Here is a 14,846-nt window from a genome sequence, read left to right on the forward strand (position 1 = left end):
ACCGCCGGCCCCGGGCTCCCTCGCTCCAGGTCCCGCGGCGCGCCGGTCAGCCGGCGTGCAGCAGGACCGGGAGCCGCTGGTGGCCGTTGCTGATCAGCGAGGGCACGGCCGGCAGCTCCTCGGCCGGATCGGCGAGGCGGATGTCCGGGAAGCGGCCGAAGAGGCTCTCCAGCGCGAGGGACACCTCCATGCGGGCCAGCGGCGCGCCCAGGCAGAAGTGGACACCGTGCCCGAAGGCCAGGTGCTCCTTGACCGTCCGGGTCGCGTCGAAGGTGTCGGGGTCCTCGTGCCAGTCCGGGTGCCGGTTGGCGGCGGCGTACGAGGCGATGATGGCCTCCCCGCGGGCGATGGCCCGCCCGTCCGGCAGGGGGATGTCGGTGACCGCGAACCGCAGGGGCAGGTGCTTGACCGCCGGTTCGTGACGCAGCGTCTCCTCCACCACGTCCCCCCACGTGGCCTCGCCCTTGCGGACCGTTTCGAGCTGGTCGGGGCGGGTCAGCAGGGTGTACACGGCCTGGTCGACGACGTTGACGGTGGTCTCGTAACCCGCGCTGATCATCAGCAGCAGGGTGTCGCGCAACTCCTCGGGCGAGAGGCGGTCGCCGTTCCCCTCGTCGTCCCGCGCGGCGATGAGCAGGGACGTCATGTCGTCGCCTGGGGTGGCACGCTTGTCCGCGATGAGCTGGTCCAGGACCTCGTACAGGCGCACGGTGTTGGCCTGTGCCTCGGCCTGGTCCAGGGTGGTGTCGAAGACGCCGTCCACGAGGGCGCGGAACCCGTCGCGGCGGTCCTCGGGCACGCCCATCAGGTGACCGATCACCGTGATCGGCAGCGGGTAGGCCAACTGCTGGCGCAGGTCGACCGGTTCACCGACGGGCAGCCGCGCGAGCCGGTCGACGAGATCGGTCACCACCCCCTCGACGGCGGGCCGCATCGCGTCGACGCGCCGGGCGCTGAAGGCGGGTGCCACCAGCCGGCGCAGCTTGCGGTGGTTCGCCCCGTACGCGGTGAACATGTTCTCCACCGCCACCCACAGGGCCAGCGGCCAGGTACCGACGGCCTCACCGAAGGCCGGCCAGTGCGCCCGGGCGTCCTTGGAGACGTCGGGGCTGGTGAGCAGCCGTTTGAGAAGGACCGGGTCACTGACCGACCAGGCCTCGACCCCGAGGACGTCCACCCGCGTGGCCGGGCCGCGCTCCCGCAGGGCACGGTGCTCGGCGCGGTGGTCGGCACCGGTGGGGTCGAGGGCGAGGGCGGGCTGCTGGGGCGCCATGGCCTGGCTCCTTGCTGTGCGGCGGGTCGCGCGGCCGGGTGGGGGAGAGAGTGACGGGGTCGGTTCGGGGCTCCCTTGTCAGCTCGCGGCGTTCGACGTGCGACAGGGGGACGGTACCGGCTCGCGCTCCCACGTCGTGCGGGCCTCGTGATCATCAGCCGGAACCGTCCGGAGTTTGACGCGAAAGCTGCGCGGACGGTGGCCGAACACCTTTGCCGGAAGGGTCGGAGGGGCCGGAGGGGTCGGAGGGGTCGGAGGGGGCCGGAGGAGGAGTCGGCGGACGGGAAGGGGGAGGCGGCGGACAGAAGGGGGAGTCGGCGGACGGGAGGGGGAGTCGGCGGGCCGAAGGAGGAGTCGACGGACGGGAAGGGAAGCCGGCGGATCGACGGAGACCGGTCGGAGAGGGCCGGCCCGGTGGATGTCCTCCCGTTCCGTTTCCGTGCTCAGGGTCGGGCGGGGCGGGCAGATCCTGGGCATCTTCGCCGCCGCCCGCGCCGGCGAGTCCGCCGGGCCGACCCGACGCCGGCCGCTCCGCCGGGCCGGGAGCGGGCCGCCGGTATGCGGGAGATGCCGGCGGAGGCGCTGCGCCAGGCACCGCGGCGGGCGCCCCCGTCGTGCCGACGGTGGAGGCGCCCGCCGCCGGTCATCCCGAGGCCAGCTGCTCCGCGATCTCCTTGATCCAACCGGCGCTCTTCTCAGGGTCGTTGAGGCTCGCCGCCCACGCGTCCGGTTCCAGCTTGTGCTGGGCCGGGCCCGCCTTGAGGGCGACGAGCAGCTCCCGGGCGGACTGCCGGATCTCGGGCGTCGTGCCGGTGCTCCCCTGGATGTCGGGACCCGCCGCCAGGCGGTAGATCCTGCGCGCCATGGCCTGGCGTTCGCCCTTCGACACCTTCTTCCAGATCTTCAGGGCGTGCTTCAGCGAGTCCCCGCGCGACGCGCCCGCCGCCGGCTCCTCGCCCTCCGGCGCCCAGCGCTCGGGATGGCGGACCTCCTCGTAGCGCTTCGTCGCCGCGCGGCCCGCCTTGTACCCGGCGACGCCGAGGATGAGCCCGGCCCCCACCGCGGCGGCGATCCAGCCGCCCGGGTTGCTGCCCAGTACACCCGCCGCGGTGACCGCCGCCACGATGCCGCCCGCCGCCTTGGCGGGCTCGCCCACCACGCCGCCCACCGTCTCCTTGCCGATCTTGGTGAGCTGCTTCTTCTTCGCGTACTTCTGCGTCCCGCTCAGGTCCTCCATGTCCTGCGCGGCACGCCGGTAGGCCGCCGTGGCCGTGGCGGCCCGCTCGTACTCCTCGCGCATCGCGTCGAACGCCGCCTCGGCCGCCGGGTACCACTCCCGGGGCGGGCGCCCCTGGCCGGCCTCCCTGATGGCGTTCAGCCGTGCGAACGCCGCGTCGACCCGCTGCTCGGCCTGGTCCGACTCGTCCCGCAACCGGTCCAGCAGATCCGCGTGGACGGCGCCCGGATCCCCGAGCTGCTTGATCCGCCGGTACTTGCGGGTCGCTCCGCCGACCTTGCCCGCGGCCCGCGCGCCCTTCCACAGACCCGTGACGGCGCTGAAGATGCCGCTCACCTCGGCGGCGGTCGCCGCGGTCGCCGCGTCCGACACCCCGTTGAGCTTGGTGGACTCCTTGGCGACGGCGGCGCCGTAACCGCCCGAACTGGCGGTGCCGACCACCGCGTCCGCGCCCTTGACCTTCGCCTTCCTGCTCGCCGTGTGGTGTCCGGCCCCGGACCGCTTCTTCCGGGCGTCCTTCATGTTCTTCAGCGAGTCGTACGCGTTGACCACGACGCCGGTGACCTCGGTGAGGAGGTTCCACGTACCGGCGGAGGTGCCGGCGGCGGCGGCGTCGTGCTTGAGGGCCCCGTCGCCCGAAACGGCGGCCGCCTGGCCGAGGCCGGCGCTCGTGGGGGCCTGGGCGCCCTTGGCCGGGTTGTCCGCGGGGTCCAGGTTCTTCTTGAACCGGTCCAGCAACTCGGCGGCCCGCTTGACCAGATCGTCCGCCGACCTCGCCGCGGCGACCGCCTCCGCCTCCGGCTCAGGCTCCCTGGCGGTCACGAAGCTGTCCGAGCTGCCCGAGCCGGCCGATTCGGCGGTCACGAAGCTGTCCGAGCTGCCCGACACGGCGGTCACGAAGCTGTCCGGGGTGCCCGGCCGGGAGGACGCGGGCGACTCCGGCGCCCGTTCCATGGTCCCGCTCCTGACGCGCTGCACCGCCGCGGTCGCGGTCCGGTTGCCGACGCTGGACTGGAACCGCAGGAAGGCGTGCTCCGCCGAACGCCCGGACGGGCTCCCGGCCCGGCTCCCGTCCCGATCCCGACGCTGCCTGGCCGACGCGAGCGCGGCTGCGGACGGCCGGGGCGAGGTCTGCTGGGCCGGGGTGCTCATGGACGTACCTCTCCTGCTGCCGGACCGGGCGAGGCGAAGGTAACCAGGCACGGCGAACGGGAGAGGTGCGGCGGGGAAACACTCCGGGACCGCGCGCGGAACGCGTCACGCTCCGCGCCTTCGGTGCGACGGACGCACGAGACACGGCCCCCGGTAGCATCGCCCCTCGTGATCACCCTGGCCGTCACCGTCGGGCTGACCTTCGTCGGCTACGTCGCCACCTACCTCAACGGCCTGCGCCTGTCGCAGCGTCAGGAGCGACTGGCCCGCGTCCATCGCCAACTCGGCGACTTCTACGGCCCCCTGCTCGCCCTCACGGAGGCCAACAGCCGTACGTTCGGCGCGTTCATGATCCGTCACGCCCGCCCCGGCGGAACCTCGCCGTTCGCGGACGATTCCCCGCCGACTCCCGAAGAGCTCGCGGAGTGGCGGTTGTGGATCACCACCGTCTTCCTCCCCAACATCCGGGCCATGCGCGACCTGGTCATCGCGCACGCGGACCTGCTGAGCGAGCCGGAGATGCCGCCGCTGCTGCTCGACCTGTGCGCGCACGTGTCCGGCTACGAGATCACCGCGGCCCGGTGGGCCCAGGGACAGCATGACCAGCACCTCTCCGTGGTGCCGTTCCCGAGCGAGGCGCTCGCCGCCTACGCGCGCCGGGAGTTCACCGCGCTGAAGAAGGAACAGGCCCGCCTGCTGGGGCGACGGCAGGGGGCCTGACCTCACGGCCCGCCGGGCTGTCACGGAGGCCCGTCGCACGGGCCTGTCGCAAACGGCCTCTCAGTGATCCGGGAGCGGCGCGTCGTCCGAGGGCGGCCACTCCCGCCTGAGCAGCCCGTAGACCCACGAGTCCGACACCTCGCCGTCCACGACGCAGTCCTCCCGCAACGTCCCCTCCCGCACGAACCCGGCCTTCTCCAGCACCCGGGCGGACGCGGGGTTGCGCGTATCGGCCTCGGCCTGGACCCGATTGAGGTCCAGCGTGCCGAACGCCCAGCGCAGCAGGGCGCGTACCGCCTCGGTCGCGTAGCCCCGGCCCCACATCGCCTCGCCGAAGCAGTAGCCCAACGACGCGCTGCGGTGGACCGGGTTCCACTCGACCAGCCCGCACCAGCCGACGAAGGCCCCGTCGGACACGCGGTCGACGGCCACCCGCACGCCGGTGCCCTCGTCCGCCATCCGCCGGCACGCCGCGACGAAGCGCTCGGCCCGGGCCCGCTCGGTCCACGGCGGGGAGTCCCAGTAGCGCATCACGCGGGCGTCGGCGTGCAGCACGAAGAGGTGGTCCCGGTCGGCACCGGTGAACGGCCGCAGGCGCAGGCGGGGGGTGTGGAGGGTGGGGGTGGTCAGGGTCATGGACGTCATCCTGAGCCCTCGCGGATTCGGCAGGACACCGATTATCCGACCCGGCCGGGACCTCCCGCCCCGCGTCACCGAGGCGCGACGGCTCCGAGCCACTCGTCGACATCGACGACGTCCGCCCACTGGGGGAAGAGCCTCTCGATGAGCATCCGGTGCACCTCGGGGTCGGTGTCGAGGCAGCCGTCGGCCAGGACGGTGAGGCCGAGGTCCAGGTCGACGGCGCGCCACAGCGTGGACAACACGACAGCGCTGGTCGCGATTCCGGCGAGGACGAGACTGTCGATGCCGCGAGCCCGGAGCACCAGGTCGAGGTCACTGCCCGAGAACGCGCTGCCCCGCCTCTTGGTGACCACCACGTCGCCCTGCCGCGGCGCGACCTCCGGATGGATCTCGGTGCCGGGAGCCCCCTCGGTGAACAGGCCGGCTTGCAGGACGTTCGCCATCACCTTGTTGCGCGGGCTGACCACCGGATCGCCCGGCCGCAGCCCCATCACGACGTAGATCACGGGGATCCCGGCGGCCCGGGCCCCGTCGACGGCCCTGCGCAAGCGCACCAAATACCCGGAACCGTCGTCGGCGATGTCCACGACGTCCCGTTGGACGTCCATCACCAGGAGCGCGCTGCAGATCGGTTGAGAGGAAGACACCACACCTGCCTCAGTCGAAGGCCAACCTATATCGCTCGAGTTCCTCGGGCTTCTCGGACGTACTGGCATCAACTCGCTTGAACGGCCGCCGAGTAGATCCAGACGTCGGCCGGAAGTGCGTGGGCGAGGTGCCAGGTGATCGCCATCGGCTTGCTGCCGGTGTGCTCCACGTAACTCGCCGGGCCGAGCAGCATCCACGGCTGGGACTTGCCCGTGTCGGTGTTCGCGTAGCGGCGCATGAACAGGAGGACGTGGGTGCCGCGAGCGGCGTGCTGCTGGTATCGCTTGCCCGTAGCGGAATTGGGAGAGATCGCGTTCTGGGTCTCCCAGTGGAACAGGTTCGGGCTGATCGCGTAGTCCTTGTATCGGACGGTGGGGGAGAAGTCCTTCTCGTCCTTCTCCAGCGTGATCAGCAGCGCATCGGTCTGGAACTCTTCCGCCCACTGGACGCCCTGGGCGAAGGACCGCGGCATCTGTCCCCCGAACCGGGCGACGCCGAGGGCGGCAAGGATCTCCGACCGGTTGTACGAGCTGTGGACCTTCAGCGGCACTGCGCCGAGGCCTTCGGCCAATGGGATCGGGACATGGTCGGCTCGGTCGATGACATACGACAGCACCTGTCGGAGTTCGTCTCTCAGGGCTCGTTGCGGACGTAGCGCTGCGAGTCCCTCCGAGAAGCTGGTGAAGCCGCCCGCGTTGTCCCACAGGTTGAAGAAGAGCATGCGGGCGTACGCCTGGCCGGTCAGGTCGAGTTCCTCATACGGCGGGGCGTCGTCTGCCAGAAGGCGCAGATACGCCTGTGCGCGCTCGGGATCGTCCACGTGCAGGAACGCATGGACCCGCTTGAGCAGCGCCTCCTCGCCCGACGGGGCTGGTTCGGCGACCATGCCGGCACGGCGCAGAACGAGGGTCCACGAGTTGCTGTTCTTGTACAGCTCCTTGATCTCTCGGCGGCTTTCATGGAGGTACTCGGCAAGGAAGGGGGTGCTGTATGCCTTGACCTCCTTCACCAGCGTTTTCACCGTGGCGGCCAGTTGGGTCCTGATGTTGTCGAGGACCAGCTTCCTCGCCTTGCCCTCCAGGATGATCTGGCAGCCGGACGGCAGCTGCGGAAAGCCCCGCTCGATGTGCTCGACCAGCCGATTGCGCGACAGGTTGGTCATGGCCCGGAACTGCTCTTCGAAGCGGAACTCCGCCCGGTGCTGCCCGATGAAGTCGAGGACCGTGAGAACCGGCTTCGTTTCGGTGCGCCGCAGTCCCCGCCCCAGTTGCTGCAGGAAGACGGTGGCGCTGTTGGTGGGGCGCAGCAGAAGCAGCGTGTCCACGTCCGGGATGTCCAGTCCCTCGTTGAACAGGTCCACCGAGAAGATGACCTGGAGCCTGCCGTCTTGGAGGTCGCGCAGCGCTCGGGCACGTACCTCGGCCGACGAGTCGCTGTCCAGGGCGGCAGCCCGGAATCCGGCCGTGCGGAAGTAGTCGGCCATGAAGTGCGCGTGCGCCTTCGTGACGCAGAAACCGAGCGCACGCATGGCACCAGGGTCGGAGATCTTGTCCCGGATCTGCTTGACGATGATGCGGGCTCGCGCGTCGTTGCCCGTCAGCAGGTTGCCGAGTTCCTGGTCGGCGTATGCCCCCTTCTGCCAGGTGAGGTTCGTGAGGTCGGTCCCGTCCGGGATGCCGAAATAGTGGAAGGGGGAGAGCAGATCGTTCTCCAAGGCCTCCCACAGCCTCATTTCGGCGGCGATGCGGCCGTCGAAGAACTCGTCCTGGACATTGAGCCCGTCCATCCGCTCCGGGGTCGCGGTGAGCCCCAGCAACTCCTTCGGAGCGAAGTGCTCGATCACTCGTCGATACGTACTGGCCGTCGCGTGATGGAACTCGTCGATGACGATGACGTCGAAGTGATCCGGAGCCAGTTGCTCCAGCCTCTGGACGTTCAGTGATTGCACGCTGGCGAAGACGTGGTTCCACTCCTGTGGGTCGGCGCCGCCGTAAAGCAACTCGCCGAACGAGGCGTCATCCAGCACTTCGCGGTAAGTGCGCAACGACTGCTTGAGGATCTCCTTGCGGTGCGCCACGAACAACAGCCGAGGCCGACCGGGGGCCGCCTGCCTGCTCAGGTCGCGGTAATCGAGGGCTGCCATCACGGTCTTCCCCGTACCGGTCGCCGCGACCAGCAGGTTGCGGTGCCGCCCGCGGATCTCTCGCTCCGCGCGCAGCCGCTCCAGCATGTCCCGCTGGTGCGGGAAGGGATGCACCTGGAGGCCGGAAAGGTTGATTCTGAAGTCGGTGGTCGGCGCCGTCCCACCGGCCTGGGCCAGTGCCAAGTCAAGACGCTCGCCGTGCTGATCCGGGTCGTACGTCTCGAACGCCGCGTCGTTCCAGTAGGCGTCGAATGTAGCCTCGAACTTGTCTATCACCGCCGGTGTGGCCACCGAGGACAGCCGCACGTTCCACTCGAGGCCGTCGAGCAGAGCCGCACGGGAGAGATTCGAGCTGCCGACGTACGCCGTGTCGAAACCCGTCCTGCGCCGGAAGAGCCATGCCTTGGCGTGCAGTCGCGTCGAGCGGGTCTCGTAGTTCACCTTCACGGTGGCGCCGAATTCGCGTGCAAGCCGATCGAGTGCGCGGCGGTCGGTCGCGCCCATGTAGGTCGTGGTGATGATCCGGATGGGGATGCCGCGTTCCTTCGCTGCGAGGAGCGAGTCCTCCAGCACCCGGATCCCGTACCACTTCACAAAGGCGCACAGCAGATCGATTCGATCCGCCGTGGCCAACTCGGCCCGCAGCTCCGCGCCCAGGTTGAGGTCTTCGGGGGAGTTGGTGAGAAGGGACGTCTCGGAAAGAGGCGTGAGCGGACGGATGGCATAGGCGCCCGGCGCCTCCTGCTCCGCCAGAGCCAGCAATTGCCTGGGCCCCTCGACGATGGCGCTGACGGACTCGGCATCGTCGGGATCACCGACATCGGATGCGAGGGACTCGAGGATGCGGTTAGCGAACGGGACCCGATGCTCAGGCCGAAGACGGGTGAGGTGGCGGGCCACTACGTCACCGACGTGGCGGGCCAGCACATGAGGTGACGATTCCGCACCGACCTCGCCGTCGATGGCCTTCCAGCCTGCCGCCTCCAGCCGGTCCAGGTCACTGCGCACGCGATCCGTGACCAGCTGTTCGTAGACCCCCGCCACCGGCAGATCCCCATTACCCGGCTGCTCCACCCCGACCCCTTCCACCACCGAGTTGATGTAGGGGCAGTTTTAGCAGGAGTCACTGACACCAAAGCGGGGTGATCGGCCTGCCAGGCCTCAGCGTTGCGGTAGGGGAGGGCGAGATCATCTCAAACCTCCGCCCCACTCCCCAGGAACCCCTCCAACCCGTCCAGCAGCATCCCGCTCCCCTGTTCCGCCCCGTCGCGTTCCTCCGCGGTGTCGCAGGTCTGGTGGACGGTGATCACGGTGGTGCGGGGGCCCTGTTCCGTGAGGTCGACGGTCATCGTGGCCGGGGCCGGGCGGCCGGGGACGTCCATGCCGATGGCCAGGTGGTGCGGTTCGGCGACCTCGAGGTAGGAGCCGGTCAGCGGGAACTCCGCGCCCTCCGGGGTGCGCACCGTGGCCTTCCAGGTGCCGCCGGGGCGGGCGTCCATCTCCACGGTGCCGGGGACGGCGTAGGCCCACCGGGTGTACTGGTCGGGGGTGGTCCACGCCTGCCAGACCCGGGAGGCGGGGGCGTCCAGGGTGCGGGTCAGGGTGTAGGAGAAGCCGTTGTCCGCCGCGGTGGGCGTCTGCTCGGTGCTCATGGCGTCGGGTCTCCTCGGTCGGCTCGGGTGACGACGCCCCGCCCGGCCGGATGCGGGTGAGGCTCTCGCATCTGTAGACGGCCGGCGGCGCGGAAACTCATCGAACGCCTCCCGGGAGGGGAGCATGTCCCGGTCCGGTGGGCCCGGCGGCGGGATTTCCCGTGCGGGCACGGGTCTACCTCCTTGGAAACACTGGCGGCCCCCAGTTCCCCTTTCGCCTTGTGGGCACCTGCCGTGCTGCCTAAGGTTCCCGTATTCCCCATCCCGTGGTCGGCCCTCTCCCCTGTGGTGCCCCGAACCCGGCTGTTTCGCAGGAGCGCCCCGGAGGTGCGTGAGACGTGCAGGATCTCTCCGAGCTGAGCGGGCGGGTCGGGATTCCCACCCGGACGCTGCACTTCTACGTGCGGATGGAATTGCTTCCGAACCTCCCGGAGTACGGCGAGCAGCATGTGCGTCGGGTCGCTCTCGTACGGACGCTGCTCGATGTCGGCGGCCTCTCGTACACGGCGATCCGGCAGATCCTGAGTCGCATCGACACCTCGCGTCCCAGCCTCGCCGAGCTCCTCGGAGCCGTGCAGTACGCCCTGCCGTCGTGCGGGTCCACCGCGCGGGACCAGGAGTGGGAACGGGCCCGCAAGCGCGCCGGGGAGTTCGCCGCGAAGCGGCAGTGGCGGGTCGGGGCGGACAACCCCGCCTGGCAGACGCTGACCCAGGTGCTCGTGACCTGCGAGTGGCTGCGCCAGGGAGACCTCGTCGAGCTGCTCGGCACGTACGCAGACGCCCTGGAAAGGATCGTGACGGTGGAGATGGAGCTGCTCCGGCGAAAGGGCGATCCCGAGACGGCCGCGACCAGCATGGTCTCCGGCACGGTGCTCGGCGATATCGCGCTGGCCTCACTGCGCCGACTGCTCCATGAACATTTCTCATGTTTGGCCGAAAATCCCGGGAGCTCTTCCCTTGAATTTTCGGGCGAATGAATCACTTCGAGAGTGACGCAGCACACGTTCCCCCGCGTCTCACCCGAACAACCGGTAGTTGATCGTTAATCAACTACCGGTTGGTATGACATGTCGCGCCTTGACACCCCCTGGCGCTCAAGGCATGCTCAATCCGATCTTCGGACCCCCTCCCTCTCCACAACGTCGTCGGGCGGGCGGCGTGGTGACGAGCATCGACGGGGGCTGATAGGCAATGGACACCACACCGCCAACGGACTCGCTGGGCGGCATTCTTGATCCTGGAGGCGCGGCGCTCGCCGCCGAATTGAACGATCTGGAATCGGAACTCCTCGACACATACCGACGCCTGCTCGTGAGCCAGCGCAACCCGCTGGGAATCGACCAGGAGGCGTGGACGACCTGTCGGCAGCAGGCCCGGCACGTCATCGAGGAATGCGTCCACGCGCTCCGCCGTGGCGCACAGCCCCAGCTCAGCCGTCAGCTGCTGCAGAAGACCCGGCGTCTGGGCGGCGCACGCATCTCCCAGGGCATCGCACCCGTGTACTCGGTGCGGGCCGGGGCCCTGCTGTTCCAGGTCGTCATGGAGGCGCTCGGCGATGCCGCCGTACGCCATCCCGGGGCCGCCCACCAGTTGATGAGCGCCCTGATCAGTCTGCAGACCGCGATCACCCGGCGGCTGGAGGAGGGCGCGGGCGGCTTCGACCTGTTTCTGCTGGACGTGGTGTGCGACGCGGAGCAGCAGGGCCGGCACGGCATGGCTCGCGAGATCCACGACCGGATCGGTTCCATCGCCTCGCTGGCTCTGCGGCAACTGGAACTCTACGAGCTGACCCAGGGCCCCACGCCGACCGCGGACCCTCGCCTCGGCAGCCTGAAACAGGCCATTCTGGAGACGCTCTACACGACGCGTGACATCGTTACCGAGCTGCGCACACGGACCAACACCACGCGGTCGCTGCAGATGGCCCTTAGGGCGTTCATCTCGGCGATGGCGCTCGACGAACCCCTGGTGGAGATCCGGGTCACCGACCCGCACGACCTGCTGCCGCGGTCGCTCGGCGACGACCTCTTCCTGATGCTCCGCGAGTGCCTGCGCAACGCGATCACGCACGCCTCCGCGACGCGCGTCACCATCGAGGTGCACGTCGACGGCGCGCAGGCGCGGGCCACGGTGCGAGACGACGGGGTCGGCTTCTCCCCGCGGCTGCGGACGGGCAACGGCCTCATGTCGCTGACCGAGCGGACGAGCCTGCTCGGCGGCCGGGTCACCATCGACAGCGAACCGGGCAAAGGCACTGCCATCGTGCTGTCCGTGCCGGTCGGCCGGCTGGACGGCCGCGACGACGAGCAGGACAAGGAGAACCATGGAGAGCACGGACGCGGCACGGCCGCCCGCGCCTGAGCCGATCCGCATCGTCGCCGTCGACGACCACTCGCTGCTGCGCGGCGCCCTGTGCGAGCTGTTGAACGCGGAGGAGGACCTGCGTGTCGTGGCCGACACGGACACGTCCAAGGGCTTGGGTGACCTGGTGGAGTACACCCGCGCCGATGTCGTCCTGCTCGACGTGGAGATGCCGGAGCACCATGCGCCCACCGTCGTCACCGACTTGACCCGGCGCTTTCCACGGCTGAACGTCCTGATCCTGACGATGTACAACGACGCGCAGGTGGTGCAGGAGCTGATCGCGCGCGGTGCCCGCGGATATCTGCACAAGAGCGTACCGCGGGAATCGTTGCTGAGCGCGATCCGGAATACAGTGACGAACGACCCGCACATGACCATTGCCGTGCCGCTCAGCGGAATGGGAGAATCCGGATTCAGGGAACCGCAGCAGACGCTCTCCCCGCGCGAACGGGAAGTCCTCGCTCAGGCAGCGGCGGCGCTGAGCAACCGCCAGATCGCCGGCAGACTGGGCATTACCGAAGGCACCGTGAAGCGACACCTGCGCAACATCTTCGAGAAGCTCGGGGCGGTCTCCCGAATTGACGCGGTAAATAAAGCAGTTGACGCGCACTTAATCCGGCGTCCCAGAGGATGAGGTACCGGGTGCATACATCTTAGGTGGTAGGCGCCCTGCACCATGGGGGCGTTTCCTGGATGCCCGGCACGGATTAGATTCATTTGCATGTCCATAGTGACGCCTGCAAGAATCGAGACGTCCTCGCACCGGACCGGCCCTCCTTCTCGGAATAGCTTGCTCCGTCGGATCGCCTTGTGTGCGCAGGAATCCCGCTACGCGGTACAAGTCATCTTCCTGCTCCGCTTCACGGCGGCCGGAACAGCCGGTGCCACCTCGCACCAGGCGCTGACCGGCACCCTTGTTCCCGGGGCGGCCGTCTGGCTGTGCTGCATCGTCTTCGCCTATCTGTACAACGGCGTCAGCGACATCGGTGAGGACCGGGCCAACGGCTCGACCCGGCCGATCGCCCGCGGCGCTCTGCCCGTGCGGACCGCACGACGGGCATGCCTGCTCCTGGTGATCCTCGCGGTGACCGGCGGTGCCCTGCTCGGCCCGGTGATGTGCACGCTGACCCTGTGCATGCTGGCACTCGGGTACGGCTACTCCGCCCCCGCGTTCGCACTGAAGCGGACGACGCCCGGCGCCATGTTCGCGGTGCTCGGCAGCGGAATCCTCACCTATCTCGCCGGTGCCACCAGCGGCGCGGGGCACTTCCCGCCCGCTTTCGTCGCCTTCGCCCTCGCGATGTGCCTGTGGATGGCCCTGGTCGGCGCCGTCACCAAGGACTCGTCCGACACCGAGGGCGACGCGCGGCACGGCCGCCGCAACTGGACGCTGCAATGGGGCAGCTTCCGTACCGCCCTGCTCGTGACCGTCTGCTCGCTGGCCATCGGCGTCTCGCTCGCCGTCACCGCCGCGCTGCTGTCCGCGTCCGGCCTGTTCGCCCCCGCGGTGACGGTGCTGTGCGGCGCGTTCGCGCTGTCCGCCGCGGCACTCACGGCTCGCCGGGACGCCTCCCGCGGCCGGCGCAGGCTGCCGTACCGGATCTTCATGGTCACGCAGTACACGGCACATCTCGCCTTGCTCGCCCAGTTGATCATCTGACGTGGAGACGGGGGATCATCACCATGCACTTCACCCGGGCAACGCTCCGAACGGCCGACCGCGAACGCGCACGGCCCGCGCTGGCGCTGCGCATACTCGGCCCGCTGGAGGCCGTCGGCACGGGCGGCCTGACGCACCGCCCGCGCGGTCCCAAGGTCGGCAAGCTCCTCGCTCTGCTCGCCGTGCGCGCACACGACATCGTCGAGGTGGACACGCTCGTCGAGGAGCTGTGGGACACCGCGCCACCGCCCACCGCCGTCTCCACCGTGCGCACGCACGTCTACCACCTGCGCCAGGAGCTGGACCGGGCGCTCGGCCCCGACATCGCCCGCGGGGTCATCGCCACCGAGGCCACCGGCTACTCGCTGCGCACGGCCCCGGGCATGCTCGACCTGGAGAACTTCACCCGGCTCTACGGTCAGGGGCGCGCGGAGCTGCGCGCGGGACACCGCGAGCGGGCCCTGGAGCGCCTCGACGCGGCGCTCGGCCTGTGGCGCGGGCGTACGCTCGCCGACGTGGCGCAGGGCCGAGTGCTGGCCGGGCACGCCGCGCGGATCGAGGAACTGCGGGTACGCGCCCAGGAGCTGCGGATCGAGGCCGCCATGGGGCTCGGGCTGCACCGCGAACTGGTGCCGGAGCTGCGCAGTCTGGTCGCCGTCGACCCGCTCAACGAGTGGCTGCACGCGCGTCTCATCGACGCCCTGCACCGCTGCGGTAGACGAGGGGACGCGTTGCGCGCCTTCTACGACGTGCGGGCCGTGCTCGCCGAGGAGTTGGGCCTGGAGCCCTCCGCGGATCTGCGGCGGCTCCAGCACGACATCCTGGCGGGCGGCCCCGCGGCGTGAACACGGCAGCCGTGACGGCCTCCACCGGTCCCGGGGTCCGGGGCCGGGGTCGCAGGTCCGGACACCGGCGGTTCGTGCGCGGCGTCCGGTGCGGGGAGTAACGCCCGCGAGGAGATGACGGCAGTACGAGGGGGCGGTTTCCCGCAGGGGCGGGAGGCCGCCCCCTCCGGTGTGGTTTCCCGCAGGGGGAGGCCGCCCCGTGTGGTGCGTTCCAAGCAGGGCCGGGACGTCGCTTCTTTCCCGGTGACCGGTCGTTGACCTGGCAGGACAGTCCCCGTCGAGCGGCTGGTGCCGGACGAGTCGTGGTTGTCGTGCTGTCCCCGGGCGGGTCGACCCGCGGCGAATTCGGGCTGGACCGGGCCCGCCACGCGCCGCCGTACTCGCCAGTGACGGGTGCGGCCGGACCTGCCCACCGGCAGACCGGAGGAAGCGCTCAGCCGCTCTTCGTCCGGCCGTGCCCGAAGGGCGCGGGAAGTGGTCCCCAGGGACCCCGGTCGCCCCGGTTCGGGG

Annotated in this window: 12 protein-coding genes; 6 read left to right on the forward strand and 6 right to left on the reverse strand. The window is 70.1% G+C overall.

All coding sequences use genetic code 11. The features are described 5' to 3' along the window. Positions 1–46 precede the first annotated feature (46 nt). Both EV562_RS05280 and EV562_RS05285 read right to left on the reverse strand, forming a co-directional pair. Positions 47–1,273: a cytochrome P450 gene (locus EV562_RS05280; protein ID WP_133885491.1), complete on the reverse strand. Its 1,227-nt coding sequence runs from the start codon at positions 1,271–1,273 to the stop codon at positions 47–49. A gap of 643 nt (positions 1,274–1,916) precedes the next feature. Continuing rightward, positions 1,917–3,662, reverse strand: a complete 1,746-nt coding sequence (locus tag EV562_RS05285; protein ID WP_208298294.1) for a hypothetical protein — start codon at positions 3,660–3,662, stop codon at positions 1,917–1,919. Positions 3,663–3,830: 168 nt separating this feature from the next. Between EV562_RS05285 and EV562_RS05290 the strand changes: the two genes are divergently transcribed. Continuing rightward, positions 3,831–4,382 (forward strand): hypothetical protein, encoded by a 552-nt coding sequence (locus EV562_RS05290; RefSeq protein WP_133885492.1) that lies wholly within the window; start codon positions 3,831–3,833, stop codon positions 4,380–4,382. Between the two features lie 60 nt (positions 4,383–4,442). On the opposite strand, the gene EV562_RS05295 is transcribed toward EV562_RS05290, so the two are convergent. From EV562_RS05295 to EV562_RS05315, 4 genes are all read right to left on the reverse strand, one after another. Next, the gene (locus EV562_RS05295) at positions 4,443–5,018 is read right to left on the reverse strand and encodes a GNAT family protein (protein WP_166661600.1); all 576 of its coding nucleotides are present in this window, start codon (positions 5,016–5,018) and stop codon (positions 4,443–4,445) included. Between the two features lie 74 nt (positions 5,019–5,092). Next, complete coding sequence (locus EV562_RS05300) at positions 5,093–5,653, reverse strand: cysteine hydrolase (RefSeq protein WP_279588476.1); 561 nt, start codon at positions 5,651–5,653, stop codon at positions 5,093–5,095. An 86-nt stretch (positions 5,654–5,739) separates the two neighbouring features. Further along, positions 5,740–8,889: a DEAD/DEAH box helicase gene (locus EV562_RS05305; RefSeq protein WP_166661651.1), complete on the reverse strand. Its 3,150-nt coding sequence runs from the start codon at positions 8,887–8,889 to the stop codon at positions 5,740–5,742. Positions 8,890–9,008: 119 nt separating this feature from the next. Further along, entirely contained in the window at positions 9,009–9,467 is a 459-nt protein-coding gene (locus EV562_RS05315) for an SRPBCC domain-containing protein (protein ID WP_133885495.1), read from the reverse strand. Positions 9,468–9,805: 338 nt separating this feature from the next. Here EV562_RS05315 and EV562_RS05320 point away from each other — a divergent pair, with 338 nt between their 5' ends. From EV562_RS05320 to EV562_RS05340, 5 genes are all read left to right on the forward strand, one after another. After that, on the forward strand, positions 9,806–10,444 hold the full coding sequence (locus EV562_RS05320) for a MerR family transcriptional regulator (protein ID WP_133885496.1): 639 nt from the start codon (positions 9,806–9,808) through the stop codon (positions 10,442–10,444). Positions 10,445–10,778: 334 nt separating this feature from the next. After that, positions 10,779–11,828 carry an ATP-binding protein gene (locus tag EV562_RS05325; RefSeq protein ID WP_166661601.1) on the forward strand — a complete coding sequence of 350 codons (1,050 nt, stop codon included), beginning with the start codon at positions 10,779–10,781 and terminating at the stop codon, positions 11,826–11,828. Then, positions 11,791–12,465 (forward strand): response regulator transcription factor, encoded by a 675-nt coding sequence (locus tag EV562_RS05330; RefSeq protein WP_133885498.1) that lies wholly within the window; start codon positions 11,791–11,793, stop codon positions 12,463–12,465. Before EV562_RS05325 ends, EV562_RS05330 begins: the two co-directional genes overlap by 38 nt. A gap of 174 nt (positions 12,466–12,639) precedes the next feature. Then, positions 12,640–13,491, forward strand: coding sequence for a UbiA family prenyltransferase (locus tag EV562_RS05335; protein ID WP_166661602.1), 852 nt, complete (start codon positions 12,640–12,642; stop codon positions 13,489–13,491). Positions 13,492–13,514: 23 nt separating this feature from the next. Then, complete coding sequence (locus EV562_RS05340; RefSeq protein WP_133885500.1) at positions 13,515–14,336, forward strand: AfsR/SARP family transcriptional regulator; 822 nt, start codon at positions 13,515–13,517, stop codon at positions 14,334–14,336. Positions 14,337–14,846 lie beyond the last annotated feature (510 nt).

This window comes from Streptomyces sp. BK208 (assembly GCF_004364245.1).
Lineage (GTDB): Bacteria > Actinomycetota > Actinomycetes > Streptomycetales > Streptomycetaceae > Streptomyces.